This is a genomic window from Psychrobacter pygoscelis, assembly GCF_004335015.1.
Lineage (GTDB): Bacteria > Pseudomonadota > Gammaproteobacteria > Pseudomonadales > Moraxellaceae > Psychrobacter > Psychrobacter pygoscelis.
Map to the genome: position 1 here is coordinate 148,055 of NZ_RQRU01000002.1, position 19,683 is coordinate 167,737.

The 19,683-nt window shown below is 45.9% G+C and carries 12 protein-coding genes and 4 tRNA genes; 6 read left to right on the top strand and 10 right to left on the bottom strand.

Going from position 1 to position 19,683, the window contains the following annotated elements; translation table 11 throughout:
- Positions 1-108: 108 nt before the first annotated feature.
- On the top strand, positions 109-807 hold the full coding sequence (locus EGV92_RS05455) for a DUF4198 domain-containing protein (RefSeq protein ID WP_131668234.1): 699 nt from the start codon (positions 109-111) through the stop codon (positions 805-807).
- A gap of 122 nt (positions 808-929) precedes the next feature.
- Here EGV92_RS05455 and EGV92_RS05460 read toward each other — a convergent pair whose 3' ends face one another.
- Entirely contained in the window at positions 930-4,445 is a 3,516-nt protein-coding gene (locus tag EGV92_RS05460; protein WP_131668235.1) for a DNA translocase FtsK, read from the bottom strand.
- Positions 4,446-4,981: 536 nt separating this feature from the next.
- Here EGV92_RS05460 and trxB point away from each other — a divergent pair.
- The 3 genes from trxB to EGV92_RS05475 all read left to right on the top strand — a co-directional run bounded on the left by trxB (position 4,982) and on the right by EGV92_RS05475 (position 7,471).
- Positions 4,982-6,019 (top strand): thioredoxin-disulfide reductase, encoded by a 1,038-nt coding sequence (gene trxB / locus EGV92_RS05465; protein WP_131668236.1) that lies wholly within the window; start codon positions 4,982-4,984, stop codon positions 6,017-6,019.
- A gap of 132 nt (positions 6,020-6,151) precedes the next feature.
- On the top strand, positions 6,152-6,940 hold the full coding sequence (gene aat / locus EGV92_RS05470; protein WP_131668237.1) for a leucyl/phenylalanyl-tRNA--protein transferase: 789 nt from the start codon (positions 6,152-6,154) through the stop codon (positions 6,938-6,940).
- A 66-nt stretch (positions 6,941-7,006) separates the two neighbouring features.
- Positions 7,007-7,471 (top strand): MerR family transcriptional regulator, encoded by a 465-nt coding sequence (locus EGV92_RS05475; protein ID WP_131668238.1) that lies wholly within the window; start codon positions 7,007-7,009, stop codon positions 7,469-7,471.
- Positions 7,472-7,659: 188 nt separating this feature from the next.
- On the opposite strand, the gene rimI is transcribed toward EGV92_RS05475, so the two are convergent.
- The 9 genes from rimI to EGV92_RS05520 all read right to left on the bottom strand — a co-directional run bounded on the left by rimI (position 7,660) and on the right by EGV92_RS05520 (position 15,027).
- A complete protein-coding gene (gene rimI, locus EGV92_RS05480) occupies positions 7,660-8,175 on the bottom strand; it encodes a ribosomal protein S18-alanine N-acetyltransferase (RefSeq protein WP_131668239.1) in 516 nt (171 codons plus the stop codon).
- A gap of 172 nt (positions 8,176-8,347) precedes the next feature.
- Complete coding sequence (gene tuf, locus EGV92_RS05485; RefSeq protein ID WP_131667949.1) at positions 8,348-9,538, bottom strand: elongation factor Tu; 1,191 nt, start codon at positions 9,536-9,538, stop codon at positions 8,348-8,350.
- A gap of 463 nt (positions 9,539-10,001) precedes the next feature.
- Positions 10,002-10,076 (bottom strand) — tRNA-Thr (locus tag EGV92_RS05490).
- Between the two features lie 80 nt (positions 10,077-10,156).
- A tRNA-Gly gene (locus EGV92_RS05495) sits at positions 10,157-10,230 on the bottom strand.
- 84 nt (positions 10,231-10,314) lie between these two features.
- Positions 10,315-10,398, bottom strand: a tRNA-Tyr gene (locus tag EGV92_RS05500).
- A 100-nt stretch (positions 10,399-10,498) separates the two neighbouring features.
- Positions 10,499-10,574: transfer RNA gene (locus EGV92_RS05505), tRNA-Thr, on the bottom strand.
- 214 nt (positions 10,575-10,788) lie between these two features.
- Positions 10,789-11,928, bottom strand: a complete 1,140-nt coding sequence (locus tag EGV92_RS05510) for an FHA domain-containing protein (protein WP_131668240.1) — start codon at positions 11,926-11,928, stop codon at positions 10,789-10,791.
- A gap of 187 nt (positions 11,929-12,115) precedes the next feature.
- Entirely contained in the window at positions 12,116-12,973 is an 858-nt protein-coding gene (locus EGV92_RS05515) for an RsiV family protein (RefSeq protein WP_131668241.1), read from the bottom strand.
- Between the two features lie 458 nt (positions 12,974-13,431).
- The gene (locus EGV92_RS05520; protein ID WP_131668242.1) at positions 13,432-15,027 is read right to left on the bottom strand and encodes a peptide chain release factor 3; all 1,596 of its coding nucleotides are present in this window, start codon (positions 15,025-15,027) and stop codon (positions 13,432-13,434) included.
- A gap of 495 nt (positions 15,028-15,522) precedes the next feature.
- On the opposite strand from EGV92_RS05520, the gene EGV92_RS05525 reads away from it, so the two are divergent.
- Together EGV92_RS05525 and polA are read left to right on the top strand one after the other, a co-directional pair.
- Positions 15,523-15,936, top strand: coding sequence for an Ohr family peroxiredoxin (locus EGV92_RS05525; RefSeq protein ID WP_131668243.1), 414 nt, complete (start codon positions 15,523-15,525; stop codon positions 15,934-15,936).
- Positions 15,937-16,207: 271 nt separating this feature from the next.
- Positions 16,208-19,297: a DNA polymerase I gene (gene polA / locus EGV92_RS05530; protein WP_131668244.1), complete on the top strand. Its 3,090-nt coding sequence runs from the start codon at positions 16,208-16,210 to the stop codon at positions 19,295-19,297.
- Positions 19,298-19,683: the final 386 nt, after the last annotated feature.

The window sequence follows — 19,683 nt, forward strand, 5'->3', positions numbered from 1 at the left end:
AAATTATTATCGTTATGTTATAATTTCTAACTATAAAGAAACTGACTTCTGTAGCCACAGAAGTTCACCTCCCTGCAAAATATTAATATCTATAAATCAAAGGATTTTATGAAAAAAATAATTTTCATGGCGCTCTTAGGCATGAGCGCCACGGCCAATGCTCACCTTATGTTCCCTGCACAAAGTCAAAACGGTTATGAATTAAAATTTTGGGCTGACGACCACTGGGAAAGCATACAAAATAACAAGGTCATTGGCGTTCGTGGTTATAAAAATGGCAATCCTATTAAAGTGGGCTATGACTTTGCCAAAGGCAGTATTGAGGTAGCTAATGGCCAAAGGCCCGACATGCTAACGAGTGAATATGACTTTGGCTACTATACTTTTACCGCAGATAATCACTATCCAAAAGCGCGTAATGAAGTCGCCGGTACTATTTTTGACAGCCGTCATATCTATAAGCTTGGCAAGAGCATCTACCAATGGAATAAGGCTTATAGTCGACCTGTCGGGATGAAAATTGAGGTCACGCCTTTAACCAACCCACTGGCACTGAGACCTGGGGATAACTTACCCCTCCTAGTCACCATGGACGGTAGACCTCTTGCGAAGGCAGAATTTGAAGACCAAGTAGGCGATCTTGATAACGTTACTACTGACGCCAAAGGTCTAGCGATTATTACCCTACGTCAACCGCAAGACGGTTTTTATATTATTGGTGCAGGCACTAAAAAACCCTATACTTTAACGGACAGCCAAGCACAAACGTTGCAGCTTACTGGCGTTCTTGCCTTTAAAGCGCGCTAACTTGTACCGCTGCTATAAATAGCAATTACCAGTCAAAAAAAGTAGCCCTTTATCAAAAGATAGAGGGCTACTTTTTTTGACATCATTATTGTAATAAATTTATTCACATAAGCAGCTACACCCTACATCAACAGCTCACGCTTACCACTTTTGCCCATGGCGCTGACCAGTCCAGCCTCCTCCATCGAGTCGACAATACGCGCTGCACGGTTATAGCCAATGCTGAATTTGCGCTGAATACTAGAGGCAGAGACTTTGCGCGTCTCCATGACGAAGGCGACGGCTTCATCATACAAGTTGTCATCTTCGCCTGAAGTATTACCGCTGCTGCTACTTGGGCTTGTTAGCTCAAAGTTGCTGGCCATGTTATCAATGTAGTCAGGAGCACCGCGCTCACGCCACGCGTCACAGACACGGTTGACCTCTTCGTCACTAACGTAGGCACCATGCACACGATCTGGCTCAATCTGACCTGGACCGAGGAACAGCATGTCACCGTTGCCTAGCATATCTTCTGCACCGCCTGCATCCAAAATCGTTCGCGAATCAACCTTTGAGTTAACGCGAAGTGCTGCCCGAACTGGAATGTTCGCCTTAATCAGACCGGTGATGACGTCTACTGAAGGCCGCTGGGTGGCGAGCATCAAATGAATACCTGCCGCTCGGGACTTCTGGGCGAGACGCGTAATCAGCTCTTCGGCTTGCTTACCAACTTGCATGATCATATCAGCAAACTCATCGGCGACGATGACAATCATAGGCAGTGTTTTAAGTTTAGGCGCTTTGTCCATACTCACGCTATCGTTCGGTCGCCATAGCGGATCAATAATTGGTCTACCTGCCTTCTCAGCAGCGATGACTTTTTTGTTGAACTCACCCAATTTACGAACCTTCAGCAGACTCATTAGCTGATAGCGACGCTCCATCTCTGCCACGCACCAAGACAGGCTGCTGGCCGCTTCATTCATATCAGTAACGACAGGCGTCAATAGATGCGGAATGTCATTATAGTTAGCCAGCTCAAGCTGCTTAGGATCGATCAAGATAAGGCGCAGCTCATTAGGCTTGTATTTAAGCAGCATCGACAATAGCATCGAGTTGACCAGTACTGACTTACCAGAGCCTGTGGTTCCCGCGACTAACATATGCGGCGCGCGCGCAAGGTCAGTGATGATCGGGTTACCACCAATGTCTTTACCCATCGCCATACTGATTTGCGCTTTGGGATCTTGGTACTTTTCGGTGGTCAATAGCTCTATCAGGCGTACCATCTCGCGTTTTTTATTGGGTACTTCGATACCGATATATGGCTTACCAGGGATCACCTCGACCACTCGAAGCGACGCCATGGATAAGGATCGCGCCAGATCGCGCGAGATACCAGTGACCTTGCTGGCTTTTACCCCCGGAGCCAACTCCACCTCAAAGCGAGTAACGACAGGTCCTGGAATGGCATTTTTGACTTCTGCTTTGACATTGAAGTCTTGTAGCTTGATCTCAAGCAGCTCTGAGAGTTGCTCAAGTTCAGCCTCGGTATAGCTCGGCTTACGATCCGGATCTGGCTTATCAAGGATAGACAGCTCAGGGATTGGGGTAAGGCTCTCACGGTACTTTGCCGTCTGCATAGCGCGTGAGCGACTTGCATAAGCGGCATCATCCTCAATTGCTGGCAGCGTTGGCGCAGCAGTGTACTCATCAGTATCCGGTACCATGTCTTCAATATGGTTGCTAGCATCACCGTCAGGGACCGCAAAGCCGATATTCGGCTTACCTGTTGCTGTAGCCGCCGCTGTATTGCCAAGCGCTTGTGAATTAACAGGCGCTTGTGGATTAACAGCCACGTCTTCAGCCTTGGGTGGCTCTTTAGGATTGGCAGGCGGTGTATTGGTCGGCGTTAAATCTAGCTCTGACTCCAGACTAGGGCTTATAGCTGCTGCTTTGTGAGGTTCGCTGACAGTACTTGTGGCCATATTAGCCCCATGATTAGAATCAGTAGCGACAGTTGCACCCTTTATTGCTGGCGATACTGGCTGCGACTGTTCAGTGACTGCGGTGCGACTGTCTAGCAAATCTTCTGATAAATTATCCACGCTATTTGCTGTCTCTTGACTATTAGCAGCAGCGATAGCAAGCTTTGGTTTATCGGCTTCCCAGTCGGCTGTCAATACCTCAGACTCCGTACCAGCTAACCAAGAATCCGCTAGCTTATCGACACTGATATCACCATCGATACTGGCAGTATGTGGCGAGGTAGAGTTGGCCTGAAGTGCACTGTCATTAGCAGAGTGATCAGTAGCAGTACTAGCCACCTTCGTAGCGACCAAGCTATCTGTCTGATGCGACGATACCACCTTTTCAGACGCTACATCATTAGCACTGATCGAGTCGCTGCCCTTAGACTCTTCTATTATAGGATCGAGATGACTAGGTGATATGGTCGTCACTTGCGCTGATGTCGCTTTTAGAGCTGTTGCCTGTTGATTAGACTGTGCTACGCTTTGACTGGCGCTAACGGCAGGCGTCGCTGTTGGTCCTGATACTTCTGGCTCTAATAAAGAAGAGACCGCATTATCGTTATTCCACTCAAAGCTTGGCTCAACCTTATCTTTGTTAGCCCCTACTGATGGTGCTGTATGTGCAGCCATAGAGGTAGTGGCAGCAGTATTATCTGACGTAGTACCGGTACGCTCCTCAGCGCTATCTTGCGCTTGCGCACTTTGTTCAGCTTGAAGCTGCTGTTGCAGGCTCGCCCCTAGTCCAGACTTTACCAAAAACTCACTGAGGACGTTACTCAGACTAGATTGACTATCTTCCTTAAGTTGACCTGATGTTACAGAAGCTTCTTTAGAGGAAGCCGATAACTCATCAATGATGGGAGGACGCGCGCGAAGTGGCAATTGACCAAACTCGTGCTGCTCATCGGTAAGTGGCTCTCCTTCTTGCTCAAACTCCTCAAAGCCATATAAGCCCTCAGTATGATCTTCAGCATAATCCGGCTCTACTAAGTCCGCCTCATATAAGCCCCGAGTCGCACTTGACTTATCATTTTTAACACCCGAGCCAAGCCATGCTCTATCTCTGACGCCGCTATATAACGCTAGCCAATGGATATTAAAGGCAAAAGTAGCCGTGATTAGCACAAATACGATTAAGAAGAATAGACTGCCAAAGGCTGTCATTAGAAATGACAATCTTGTGGCAAGCTCTGTCCCGACGATACCGCCGCCCATACCCCCTACCTTCACTGCCTCTACAGTAGCATCAGGGCTGCTGGGCAATAAAGTCATGATCTGAGCAAACAGCGCACTACCAGCAAGCAACAAGAATATGTAGGCGACAAGACGCAATAGACCGAATATCGGCTTGCTCTGCCACCAGAGCAGCACAGACTCATATATTAAAATAGCGAACAGCCACCAAGCGCCCCAGCCAAAAAAGACATAGAGCAGATCGGCCAGCCAAGCACCCATAGCACCGCCCATATTATTGACGGTCGTCATATCGCTACTGATGTGCGACCAACTCGGGTCGTTTGCTGAATATGTCAGCAATATCACAAACAGATACAATGCCAAAAATAACCCCAATAGGGTAAATAGTCCTCTTTTGACATACTCTATAATCTGTGTAAATGTCACGAATGGTCACCTTTAATTGTCGAACTGGTATTGTGAACTAATCAAAAAGATTGGTAAGGTAGAAGTCAGCATTAAGTAGTATCGATCAGCGTCAATAATATATATTGACGCTAAGTATTGCTCCACTTAACGACGCTAGATAATTAGCCCGCGCTTAGCGGTAATCATAACCCTCTATAGTAGCAAATACTAAGGTAGCATAGCTAACTCGATAGCTGCTAATTGCGCTAAATTCTCTTGAGGCTTAGTCATCTAAGCTACGACACTATTGTCAATTGAGCACTGCCAATTGAGCGGCCAGATAGCTGTACTAAATAGTGACTGTAACCAGCAAAACAGACTATAAATTCTATTCATACCAATAATGACTTAATCTAACTTGTGATTTACATCGACTACCCTTATGGTAGTATCACAAATTATGATCTACTCATCTAGATGGCATCTTAATTGTTATGATGCCTTAGTATCTTATAACCTCTATTTCAGGTTTGGATAGTTAACGTATATTTTATTTAGAAAAACAAGGATAACTTATGTCTGATAGTACTGCTGCTACTCGTCACGAAAAACTCATTATATTAGGCTCCGGTCCTGCCGGTTACGCCGCTGCCGTCTATGCCGCTCGCGCTAATCTCAACCCTGTAATCATCACTGGGCTGCAAGTTGGCGGTCAGCTGACCACCACGACTGAAGTTGACAACTGGCCAGGCGACGCACATGGACTGACAGGTCCAGATCTTATGGAGCGCATGAAGGCACATGCTGAGCGCTTTGGCACTGAGCTGGTCTACGACCATATCAACAGTGTCACTTTGACCGAGCGTCCATTTAAGCTACAAGGCGATAATGGGAGCTATACTTGTGATGCCCTGATTATCGCGACTGGCGCTTCAGCGCAATATCTTGGTCTGGAGTCTGAAGAAAAATTCAAAGGCTTGGGCGTCTCTGCCTGTGCGACCTGTGATGGTTTCTTTTATAAAGATCAAAAAGTCGCCGTCATCGGTGGCGGCAATACCGCGGTCGAAGAGGCACTGTACCTGTCCAATATCGCTGAAGAAGTCATCCTGATTCATCGCCGTGATAGCTTACGCTCAGAGAAGATACTTCAGGATAAATTGTTTGAAAAAGCCAAAAACGGCAACGTTACTATCGAGTGGAACTACACGGTAAAAGAAGTCGTTGGGGATGATATGGGCGTCAATGGCATTATCGTCGAGTCTACCCAAGATGGCAGTAGCAAGCAGATCGATGTCCACGGTATGTTCGTCGCTATTGGTCATAAGCCTAATACGGATCTGTTCGCTGAGCAGCTCAATATGCAAAATGGCTATATAGTGGTCAACAGTGGCCTAGCAGGTAACGCTACCCAGACCAGCATTGAGGGAGTATTTGCTTGCGGTGACGTCGCTGACCATGTCTATCGCCAAGCCATTACTTCCGCCGGTACAGGCTGTATGGCAGCTTTAGACGCTGAAAAATACCTTGATACTATTGGTGCTGTTGACGCCTCCGATCATGCCTATGCCTCAACCTTGACGGCAGATGCAGCCGTTGGCTCTGAGGCTCAATAGTTGAGCTAAGGTCATGGCTAAGATACTGGTTATAAGCTACTCTATAGTAGCGACATACTGCTCTGATCGTATCAAATAGTCCCTTGAGGCTGCCAGTGCCATTTTGGCAGCCTTTATTTGTTGAGCTACCTTATGACGAAGCTTGCCCAGTTACTCTCCAGTAACGACTACGACTTCCCCGACCCGATTCAAAGTGACCCCTCCGGTACGGGTCTGGTCGCTATGGGAGCAGATCTGGCCCCTGCCACCTTAATATCCGCTTATACCCATGGTCTATTTCCTTGGTTTAATGAAGATGAGCCTATCGCCTGGTGGTGTCCTGAGCCGCGCTGCGTTATCACCCCTAGCGATTACAAACCAAGCAAGTCGCTACGGCGAACCGCCAAGCGTGCTGGCTGGTACATTACTTTAAATCGCGCGTTTGAAGATGTCATCCACGCTTGTAGTCTACCAAGAAGCTACGCGCAGGACACTTGGATCCATGAGGAGATGATTGAGGCCTATTTAAAGCTTCACCAACTGGGATTTGCTCACAGTATTGAGGTCTGGCAAGATGATACTATGGACTCTACGGACAGCTGCTATCCTAATAGACATTTGATCGGTGGGTTGTATGGTTTAAAAATAGGACAAATATACTTTGGTGAGTCGATGTTTCATACTGTCACCGATGCCTCAAAAGTGGCTTTTTGGGCGCTCATGCGATTGTGTGCTTATAGTAGAATGCCATTAATAGACTGTCAGCTGCCCAATCCGCATCTGCTAAGCTTAGGAGCCAAAACTTTGGCTCGCTCGCAGTTTTTAGCTATTCTACCACGCTTGATCCGCCAGCAAACCATCTCTTGGCAAGCAGCTAACTTCGAGCCATTTACCAGTCATCAATTACTTACCGAGTCAAATTGGTACTATAATCCGTCATAGATTAAGTCTGCTATAACGGCTCAAACGGTATCTCAATAACAGGCAACAATATCTTAAAGGGCAACAATGAATTCAGATATCCATTACCTATTAATTGGGCAGCTGGCTCGAGCGGCTAATACTACCAAAGATACCATTCGGCACTACGATGAGCTGGGGCTACTTAAGTCGCGTAAGCGGCAAGCAGGCTCACGACTGTATACCGAATATCACCCTGAGTGTATAGAGCGAATTGAGCTAATTAAAGGCGCTCAGACCATCGGCTTTAAATTAAATGAGATTAAAAATGGCTTAAATGACTATTACGATGGAACGCTAGATATCGATGAGCAGATTCAAGCTATCAGTGCAAAACTTGAACAGGCAAAGCGCCAACAGCTCACTTTGACTACCGTCATTGGCCAGCTTAATGAACGGCTGATAAGGCTAAAGCAAATGAAATCTGACAACTATCAGATGATTCGCCGTAGCGACTGCCCTTCCCCTTCCGAAATCAACGCCTCAATACATAAGACCAGCAGTAAAAAGTAGTTTTTATTCTCGTAGTCTAGCCGATCTGCACTAAGCACATTGACTCAAGACCTTCTCCTACTCTGACCCTCCCTACTAAGGGCAATATGTCTCATCATCACTTCGATTAACAGTCACTTCGACTAACGGTTACTTAGCCGGCCCGTTACTTACCTGTGTTTATCCTAGCTATTGAGGCTCGCTTACCATTAGCTCAAAATAAGCCTCTGCATAATAAGCGCATCGACTGGTGACTGATTGGCATAGCGATAATAACCTTGGCGCTGATGAATAGTGGCAAACCCGTGACGCTGATAAAGCTCAATTGCAGGCGTATTATCGGCTCTGACCTCTAACAATATTGATGTGGCTAATTGCACCTCAAGATGCCGGAATAAGTCATCTAACATACCAGCAGCGATACCTTGACGCTGATAGTCGGGGTGGGTAGCAATACGTAAGACCTCTGCTTGCTCAAAGACCACTTGATAGAGACAATAGCCAACGATGCGACCTGCTTTAATAGCAATCAATAATTGATTAATCTTTTGAGACAATAGATCCTTTATACTCTGTCTGTCCCAAGCATCATAAGGCTGAACGATAGCCTCTATCTCTGCTACAGCTTGGAGCACATCACCCACTATTTGTGATTGCGGCAAGTCCACAGTCAATATATGACTGTCCACCTGAGCGTAATGCTTAATATAAACTTCTGAATCCATAGCCGCGCCATTAATCATAAAAATAATTTATTTTATCGTACTCTACAATCGACTCACTATTAAAATTAACTGTATCTATAAAAAAACCGTCCTCAAAGAGAACGGTTTTTAGTACTAATGCTAGTCATTTATTATAGCTATTCAATCATAGCTACTTAAATGAATAAGCAGATTAGTCCTTAACAGTTGATACTACACCAGCACCTACAGTTCGGCCACCTTCACGAATAGCGAAGCGAAGACCTTTGTCCATAGCGATTGGGTGGATAAGCTCTACGCTCATCTCAACGTTATCACCTGGCATTACCATTTCAGTACCTTCTTGTAGCTGGATTGCACCAGTTACGTCAGTGGTACGGAAGTAGAACTGTGGACGATAGCCGTTTAGGAATGGGGTGTGACGACCACCTTCTTCTTTTGATAGTACGTATACTTCAGCGTCAAACTTAGTATGCGGGGTGATTGAACCTGGCTTAGCCAATACTTGACCACGCTGAACGTCTTCACGCTTAGTACCACGTAGTAGTACACCACAGTTTTCGCCCGCACGACCTTCGTCTAGAAGCTTACGGAACATCTCGATACCAGTACACGTGGTTTTTTGCGTGTCACGGATACCAACGATTTCGATCTCGTCACCAACTTTAACGATACCAGACTCAACACGGCCAGTTACAACAGTACCACGACCAGAGATTGAGAATACGTCTTCGATAGGCATCAAGAATGGCTTGTCTACGTCACGCTCTGGCTCTGGGATGTAGCTGTCTAGGGTTTCTAGTAGTTCGATTACCGCTGGCTCACCGTATTTGCCGTCGTTGCCGTTTAGGGCTTCAAGGGCTGAACCTTTGATGATAGGGGTGTCATCACCTGGGAAGTCGTAGTCTGATAGTAGCTCACGTACTTCCATTTCTACTAGCTCTAGTAGCTCTTCGTCATCAACCATGTCACATTTGTTCATGAAGACGATGATGTATGGTACGCCAACCTGACGTGATAGCAAGATGTGCTCACGAGTTTGTGGCATTGGGCCATCAGTAGCTGACACTACTAGAATAGCGCCGTCCATCTGCGCTGCACCGGTGATCATGTTTTTAACATAGTCAGCATGGCCTGGGCAGTCAACGTGAGCGTAGTGACGTGATTCAGTGTCATACTCAATGTGTGAGGTGTTGATGGTAATACCACGGGCTTTTTCTTCAGGTGCTGAGTCAATAGACGCGTAGTCTTTGGCTTCGCCGCCAGAAGTTTTTGCCGCTACGGTTGCAATCGCAGCCGTTAGTGTGGTTTTACCGTGGTCAACGTGACCGATAGTACCAACGTTGACGTGTGGTTTGTTTCGTTCAAACTTGGCCTTTGCCATGGGTGTATCCTCTTGTTATTAAAAGTTTAGAAGAATTTATTCTATAAAGCTGTTAATTCGGCGATCCACAATTTCTCAATCACTGCACGGCAACTGCTTATAGTAGACAATATATTACTTTATTGACTTAACTAAACTCTTGCAAGTTTACTTATTGATTGTACTGATTTATTTATAATAAATATCATTATCAATCATTTATAAATAAAATGGCTGTTGATCAAGTGACTGATGGCAACTACTGACTACAGTTGCTAATTACAGTTACTATGAATCATAAGTACTATAAATCATGAGTGCGACCAATAAACGCTAGAACATGACTCTTATACTACAAAATTAATAAGGGCTAACAATTGCTAATATCAATTGCTATCACTACTTAATAATCCGCTGACAGCACTAAAAGGCAACACTAATGTGTCACCTTATAATAGTTTTAACATGAATCAACTCTAAAAATTGGAGCTCATATCGAGAATTGAACTCGAGACCTCTCCCTTACCAAGGGAGTGCTCTACCGCTGAGCTATATGAGCATAAAGAGTATGATAGTTGTACTTCTCATCATCATAAAATCACCAGCTATCTTAATAATAGATAGTGGTTTTTATAATAATGGAGCGGGTGGCGGGAATCGAACCCGCGTCTCTAGCTTGGAAGGCTAGGGTAATACCATTATACGACACCCGCAATGATACTTGGATACTTGGGTTCTGCAGCTTTGGCGACTATTTTAGACTCTCCGTTAGACAGTTAAGATAGTGACAAAGAAAATGGTGGTGGGGGAAGGATTCGAACCTTCGAAGCTTTCGCGGCAGATTTACAGTCTGCTGGGTTTGACCGCTCCCCAACCCCACCTAAGATGTGAATGTTGTTATCATTCAGTTGGTCTGGTCTGAATAAACATTCGCTTTTATAGAATTATAAAACATAACACAATAAAAGTTACTTTGAGGAATGGTGCCGACTGCCGGGATCGAACTGGCGACCTACTGATTACAAGTCAGTTGCTCTACCAACTGAGCTAAGTCGGCTTGTTCCTTCAAAGTGGGGAGTATTCTATCAAATATATTTTAAAACGCAACCCCTAACTGCAATTTTTTTTAAATTAATTCAAATAGCCATCAATTCTCTAAGATTTTTGACCTTGCCAATACCTGCTAAACGCCCACTACTCTTAACTTTGAGACAAATTAAAGGTATTAAGCAAGTATTGGCATCATCAATGGTAGGCGACACGAAGATAAGCTACGCATTGCCCATATTAAACATCCACAGAATAATACCGAGAATAATCAAACCAATAAATAGCCAAATAAACCAACTACCACTGGATTTCTTAGTCGCATCAGGATGAGTAGCAGGGTTAGTCGCGGCCTGATCCACTGCATTATTACCTTGAGTACCTACATCAGGCTTTTGATCTAAATTTGCTGTTCCTGAGAACTGTGCCGAGGCAGCCTGCTTGGCTTTTAATACCTCAGGATCAGCCTCTTGCTGTAGCTCTGTATCAGTGGTTTTATCATGCGGGGCTTTATTTGGCATCGTCTTCTCCATTGGCGGATTACTAGTCGTCGGCGCAGTCTCTATATTATCTTTGTGCGTCGCTGGTTCTGTAGGCTTATTAGGTTCTGGTTTGGCTTCTGGCTCAGGGCTAGGTTGTAACGGTTGCACTGGCTGCTGGACGACTGGAGCCTCATCCACGCTGCCCTTATTGTCATTTTGGCTAATCTCAGGCGGTAGAACAGACTCTAAATCCTCAGATCTATCCGCGACTTTGCTAGGCGTTTTAGTTAGACTACTATCACTCGCGGTGGCATCAGCTTTTACTGGCTGCGCCTCAGAAGCTACTGCTGATTCGGTTGTCAATACTGGCTCTGACAGCGCCGACTCCGCAGCAGTCGTTTTAGTGCTTATAGAAGCTTCATCGGGTTTTACAGCCTCATCTTCTAGCACGGGACGCAGCGCGTCACTATCAGTAGCGCTATGACTGCTGATCTCTGCTGGGTCGGCCTGCACCACAGGTTGGCTACTGGCCACTAGCGGCACTTCAACAACTTCAAAACTAAACGCTGCAAAACTGACTGTATCTTGAGTAGTTAATAGTTTGGACTTGCTAGGTTCAATCTGCTCATCGTTAATAAATGTGCCATTGGATGAGCCTAAATCTTTGATATAAAGTTTGCCATTCAAGATACTAAGCAAGGCATGATTACGCGATATTTGTTTGCTACCAAGCACCACATCGTTATCTTGACCACGGCCAATAGATAAGCTGTCTTCCACAGTCAGGGTGAGGTCGCCTAACGCTTCGGTAAGGGCATTTAGCTGCCACTGAACCGTATTGTTTTCTGACTGTAGTGCTTCATTGTCCACTGGATCACCCATCTAACATCTCCTTTTATTGAAAGCTGTATAGCTGTATTTAATAAATGTACCAATCAAATTTATAATCGGTCGGTATCTATAGCGTTACCTCTTTATACTTGTCGATATTGTCTAATTGACAGCCTTTAAAATTTATAGCACACCTCAAAGACAGTAGCAAAATCTACTAAAATTTCACTCAAGGGTCTTAGTGCACCTGAGCTAAATATTGCGGTCGAACTATATCACCTAGCTTGTTATAAGGAATAACCAACTCAGGCAAGCCATAGGCATAGGGAGCAATGTCATAGGCCTGATATTTGAGTACCATCCCCTTATCAGTTAATGAGACATTACTACTGAGGAAAAAAGGCCATGACTTCTCGTAAGCTTCGATATCTTCATTAAACTGAGTGACCCATTGCTTATAGGCATCATAAGCTAGCGCCTCAAACTTCGGCTTTTCTTTAGCGATTAATAAATCGCCTAGACCTAATCGCCGCTTGGTCTTACTGTCTAATACCACGTACTCTGAGTAAGGCATACCGTGCGCGCCGCCCCAATACACGTAGGAAGTGACTTCAAATAGCTCAAAGTCGCCGATATGACCCCAATATTTTGGCGCGGCGCTCAAGCTATAATTTAGGCTACTGTCTGCTGGCAGTTCAGTAAGCTGCGACTGAGCGAACTTATCAAGAGCAGCAGTTACCTCCTGAGTGGTGACAGTCTCCTTTTCACTATCGTGTGCAGACGCGCTCATATCAATGCCACCCATCGCTATGCCATCAATCACCTCATTGACGACTTGATTCATCCAATCATGATTGGTTTTTAGATATTGAATATCAATCTCAGGGCAATTGCCTTTGTTTAAACATTCACTGGTGACCGTGTCTGGCAAAGAATAATCCAGATAATCAGTGTCATATATCAAAGCTGCAGCATTCGCGGGTGGCACACTCACCCCTATTAACGTGAGAACTGCAAATAACTTAACTATCAGGAAACTCTTGTCTTGCGACCTTAGCAAGGTAAGCTCTTTCAACGACATTTGTTTTGTGCTCATAGCAACCTCATTTAATCTTATCCTGATATCACTCTAATTAAATATTTCCATCGCCATACAGCAAGCATAATACAGTCAAGCACCAACCATATATACAGCGCAGCAAGTTTAGGCCCTCACGCATTGGTATTATAAAAACAGACGCTAATATCATAGCGCAACTTACTACAGAGCACTGTTTAAACTATGTTGATAGCTGGTGCTAATCAGCGTTTTTGCGACATTAAAGACGCTTCAAAATGCTTAGGGCATATAAAGTAGTGGTCAATGGCTCAGCAATCTGGTTGTTCACGCATAAATGACGAATAAAACTCAAATAAGATAGCAATAGCTCTGAATAAAATCTGCATAAAAAAAAGACACGCCAAGCGTGCCTATTTTTTATCTTGCTCTGTTACTGAATCGGGCAGTAGGAGGCATTAATCTTACCTTAGTAGTCCTAGTTTCAGCACTTGTAATTAATGCTCGCGCGTATTGCTAAAGGTCACTTCAGGATAGCGCTCTTGCATCAGCTGCAAGTTCACCCGTGACGGCGCGAGATAAGTTAGGTAACCACCGCCGTCTAATGACAGTTGATCGTGGGCCTTTTTCTTAAATTTAGCCAATGCAGCTTCGTCATCACAGTGAATCCAGCGCACCGTCGCGATAGATACCGGCTCAAAGGTACATTGCACCTTATACTCTTCTTTCAAGCGATGGGCGACCACTTCAAACTGCAGCACCCCGACTGCCCCTAAGATCAAATCGTTATTGATCTGCGGCATAAACACCTGAGTGGCACCCTCTTCACTAAGCTGCTGCAAACCTTTTTGCAGTGCTTTAGACTTAAGCGGGTCTTTGAGTACCACACGGCGAAATAGCTCAGGGGCAAAGTGCGGAATACCGGTAAAGTTAAGGGTCTCGCCTTCGGTAAAGCTATCACCGATAGAGATAGTCCCATGATTGTGCAGACCGATAATATCCCCAGGATATGCCTCTTCAAGGGCTTCACGATCCCCTGCCAAAAAGGTCAAAGCGTCAGAGATGCGCACTTCTTTACCAAGGCGCACATGATTGAGCTTCATACCCTTTTCGTACTTACCTGAGCAGACGCGTAAGAAGGCAATACGGTCACGGTGGCGCGGGTCCATATTGGCCTGAATCTTAAACACGAAACCGCTAAAGTCAGTCTCACTAGCCAATACTTCACGCTCTTGGGTAGGATGATCTTTGGGCGGCGGCGCATACTTGACTAGAGTGTCGAGCACCATATTGATACCGAAGTTACCCAGAGCAGTACCGAATAGCACTGGGGTCATCTCGCCTTTGAGGAACAACTCGACGTCAAAGTCCTCAAGTGCCATCTGTACCAACTCAAGCGACTCTTCAAAGGCAGCAAAGGCCAAGTCACCTAAGCGCTCACGCACGTCGGGGTAATCGTAGCCGTCACGCGTCTCAATCTCAGTAATCTCGCCGCCATGGCCTTTTTGATAAAAGTAGGTTTTGTCCTCAGTAAGATGATAGACACCGACAAAATCTTGCCCCATACCGACTGGCCAAGTAATAGGGACACATTTAATACCCAGCACGGTCTCAATCTCGTCTAATAGCTCAAGCGGATCACGAATCTGGCGATCAAGCTTGTTGACGAACGAGATAATCGGCGTGTCACGCATACGGCAGACTTCCATCAATTTGATGGTTCGCGCTTCCACACCTTTTGCGCCATCGATGACCATCAGCGCACTATCTACTGCAGTCAGCGTGCGGTAAGTATCCTCACTAAAGTCAGCGTGACCGGGGGTATCGAGTAGGTTGACAATATGATTTTGATAAGGAAACTGCATAACGGAGGTGGTGATAGAGATACCACGCTCTTGCTCCATACTCATCCAATCCGATGTGGCATGACGGTCAGACTTGCGGCTCTTGACCTCACCTGCAACCTGAATCGCTTGCCCCCATAATAGGAGCTTTTCGGTCATTGTGGTCTTACCCGCATCGGGATGCGAGATAATGGCAAAGGTACGGCGTTTGGCGACCTCGGCGGCTAATACTTTAGGATCTACGCTCATAATTTATAGCTTCAACTGTCTATATCGATTTTGAAAGGCAAAGATTGATTATCAATAATAAAATTAGTGGGCGTATTGTAGCGGATTTGGCGATTGGCTGCAGACGTTTAAATACAAAACGCCCTTTAGTGATTAACCAAAAGCCATACTCATATCTCATATATAGATAATTCAACTTGTTCAAGAATAATGACTGACAGTAGTTAACTGTTTTCTCTACAAATTCTGCCGCGCTATTATTTACCTTTTGCCCGTTACTAACACCTTATCCATTCGCAGTATTATTGTTAGTTTGCAATCTTTACAAACTCTGTGCAATTGATTACTTGAGAATGACGCTAATATTGGCTTAATTTGCTAAGCTAATTCTCTAGAGATTGGCTAGTGCTGACGTTAAAAACGTAAGAATACCCAGCAGCAGAAAGCCGACTTTTAATCACTTATAGTCACTCACTCATATTAAGTTATTCATACTAAATAAGATAAGGACATTCTATGAAAACATTATATTCAACCCAAGCGACAGTGACCAATGGCCGGATGGGCACGGCAAGCCTAAGCGATAGTGACCTCACCATTAATATGGTGCCACCAGGGACTGGCAAAGAGGGTAATAATCCTGAACAGCTATTAGCAATGGGCTACGCGGCTTGTTTTGATAGCGCGCTAGGTGTGGTCAAAAAGATGCAAGAGACCAGCTTTGACTCAACGACGCAGACGACGGTTGATTTGCTCCAAGGTGACGGGCATGATTATAGGCTCGCCGTCAAGATTCACGTGATTGCCAAAAGCACCGACTTATCTGCTGATGAAGTCCAAAAGTTGGTCGAACAGGCGCATGAAGTTTGCCCTTATTCTAAAGCGACAAAGGGCAATATCGATGTCGAAGTGACATCAGAAGTTCAGTAAGCGCTTAGCGACAACCCCTAATAAGGTTCTACTAAAACGATACTAATCTAATGTCCAACCAGCATAAACCCAAGCCGCTACTGGTTTGGGTTTTTTCATAAGGGTAATCAGCAAAGACCAGCGGTAAACTCCCCCGATTAAGGCCAATTTTCGCTATAATAGAGCCACTTATTACATCCTTATTTGCAAATTCCGCCTGATTTATCTTCTTAACTGAACACCATTCTTTTCTTATAAAATCATCATAACCTTTTAAGCGACTTATATAACTATGACTGACCTTTCTGCGACTGACCATGCCTCTACTGACACCTCGCACGATGCGATTGACCCCAATGTGCTGCCCAAGTTCTCCGACATGCCCGATGTCGCGCTCATGGATACCGCGCATGTAAATAAAGACACGCCGCCATTCATCTTAGTCGATGGCTCGTATTACCTATTTCGCACTTATCATGCGCTGCCTAAGACCATGATGACCACCCAAGGCCTCATGACCAATGCCATTCGTGGCACGCTCAACGCGCTACTCAAGCTAATGCGTCGTTATCACCCCACGCATATGGCGGTTTGTTTTGATACCAAGTCGCCTACCTTTCGTCATGCGCTCTCGCCTGAATATAAGGCGAATCGTCCGAAGATGGATGTCGAGCTGGCACAGCAGATTCCGTATATTCATCGTCTCGTTCGAGCGTTAGGCATTCCTCTGTTGCGTATCGAAGGGGCTGAGGCCGACGATATCATCGGTACGCTCACCCAGCGTGCGGTCGCTGAAGGTCATCATGTCGTCATCTCGACGGGTGATAAAGACATGGCGCAGCTGGTCAATGACTGCGTGATACTAGAAGACAGCTTTACCGGCAAAATCACTGACATCCAAGGTGTCATCGATAAGTTCGGCATTAAACCCACGCAAATGGTCGACTACCTCACGTTAATGGGCGACTCTTCTGACGGTATTAAAGGCGTACCTGGTATCGGTAAAAAAACTGCGGCCAAGCTGCTCAATGAGTATGAGAGCCTTGGTGGTATCTTAGCCAATGCTGAGAATATCAAAGGCCGGGCAGGTAAGAACCTCATAGAACATGCCGATGACATTCCAATGAACTCGCAGTTGGCGACCATCGTAACCGACCTTGATATCGGTCAAGATTGGGAAGATTTGCGCGTTAATACTGATGCCACTGCCTTTATCGACGAGCTGCGCGACCTCTACAGTGAGCTGGAGTTCAAAAATGAGCTGGCTTCACTCGATCATCCCAACCACCCTGCCAATGTGCAAAATGACGCTCAAAATGGCAATGACAGCATAGATAACAGTAAGGCCGCAAGCGAGTCGCAAGCGCAAATCGCCAAGACCCTACAAAATCAAAAGCAACACGCTATCATCGAAAATATCAAAGACAGCAAAGGTCACGATAAAGCGTGGCACACCGTCTTAGATATGCTAGCCTTTGAGTCGCTATTAGAGCGTCTGGCTAGTGCTGAGCATTTTGTCATCGATACTGAGACCACCAGTATTAATTGGCGCGAAGCTGATATCGTCGGTTTATCTTTTGCTCTTCAGTCGCATGAGGCCTATTACATTCCGCTGAATCATGTCGCTTATGTTGAGCCGGTCAAGACCAAAAAAACCAAGGCTAAAAAAGACGCTGACGTAGAGACGCCAGAAGACAGCTTAGCCTTAGAAGACGCTCCAGTAGAAGATGAGCTTATCGGTAAGCAACTCGACCGCGATAGCGTCCTCGCCAAGCTCAAACCCATCTTAGAAAACCCGAAGATTGGTAAAATTGGTCAGCACCTTAAGTACGATGCCCATGTCCTCAGCCGCTATGGTATCGACCTTAATATCGAACCAAAGAATTGGGCGATGGACACCATGCTAGCCAGCTATGTCATTAACGCGGCGATTACCCGTCATGGCATGGACGACCTCGCCCGCCACTACTTGCACACGCAAACCATCACTTATGAAGATGTAGCTGGTAAGGGGGCTAAGCAAGTCACTTTTGATAAAGTCGCTATCGATATCGCCAGCGACTATGCTTGCGAAGATGCGGACATTACCTATCAGCTGTTTGAGTTGTTCCAAGCCAAACTTAAAGACGACGAGAACAATCAAAAGCTTCTGCAAGCGCTAGAAATCCCCACTGCACAAATCCTGTGTCAGATGGAAGCGGAAGGTATTTTGATTAAGCGGCCCTTCCTTAATGAGCTGTCTATCCGCTTCGATGAAGAGATTATCGCGTTAGAGAAGCGCGCCTATGAGGTGGCAGGTGAAGCGTTTAATCTAGGCTCGCCCAAGCAGCTTGGCGAGATACTGTTTGATAAGCTCGGCGTGCCCGGTGGTAAAAAGACCAAATCTGGGCAATACTCCACCTCAGAGGCGGTATTATCAAAGATAGACCACGAGCTAGTGGATATCGCTTTAGAGTATCGCAGTCTTGCCAAGCTCAAAAACACCTATACCGATGCGCTAGATGCAGTAGCCGATAGCGAGACTGACCGCGTGCACACCAGCTACCACCAAGCGTTGACCAGTACCGGTCGTCTGTCTTCTACTGACCCCAACTTGCAGAATATTCCGATTCGAACTGCCACGGGCCGTCTCATTCGCCAAGCATTCATCGCCCCCAAAGGCCGCGTTATCCTAGCGGCAGATTACTCACAGATTGAGCTACGCTTAATGGCACATTTCTCTGGTGACGCCAACCTCACGCGGGCGTTTAATGAAGGCCTCGACATTCACACCGCCACCGCTGCCGAAGTGTTAGGCAAAGCGGTCGAGGGCGTCACTCCAACCGAGCGCCGCAACGCTAAGGCCATTAACTTCGGTCTGCTCTACGGCATGAGCGCCTTTGGTCTTGCCAAGCAGCTGCAGATGAGCCGTGAAGAAGCACAAAGCTATATCAAGCTGTACTTTAGCCGCTATCCGGGCGTGCAACAGTATATGCAAGACACCCGTGCCAGTGCCTATGAGCACGGCTATATCGAGACCATCTTGGGCCGCAAGCTGTACACTCCTGATATCACTAACAGCAACCGCATGGTCAAGCAAGCTGCCGAACGCGCCGCGATTAATGCTCCCTTACAGGGCAGCGCCGCCGATATCATTAAGCTGGCGATGATTGCCGTTGATAAGGTGTTACCAAAAGAGTCTGCCAAGATGCTCCTGCAAGTACATGATGAATTGGTGTTTGAAGTGGACGAGGACAAGACCGATGAGATTAGTGCTTTGATTAAACAGGCTATGGAAGAAGTGCTTAGTACTACAGCCAAAGACATGGGCTGGGATGTGGACTTTGCCGTACCGCTGGTGGTTGAGACCGATATCGGTGAGAACTGGGATGAAGCGCATTAAGCGTTAAACAATATCATAGCATTTTGTTTTGAAGTCTCCCTTTCTAAAAGGGAAATTTAGAGGGATTTGCTTTTATAGTTTAACTATTAATGAAAAGGTAAGCTGGGCATTTTGCTCAGCTTATTTTTTTGCGTTGTTGGTCACGAGGGTTGGGTATTCAGAAGAATTTATTGGTTAAAGAAATGGCGCAGGTTTCGTAGCTTATCCTGCCGTCCGCTATTATTCTACTATTTTAGCCGAGGCGCTTCCTAATGGCTGGGAGCGATCCTGTTACCTCGAGTCCACTGCTAGCCAAGTCTATGCACTATCCACCACCAAGTACCTGCGCAAAAATCACATAACGCTTTATTATTGCTGCAGTTTGATTTACTCTGACGGTGCTCCTA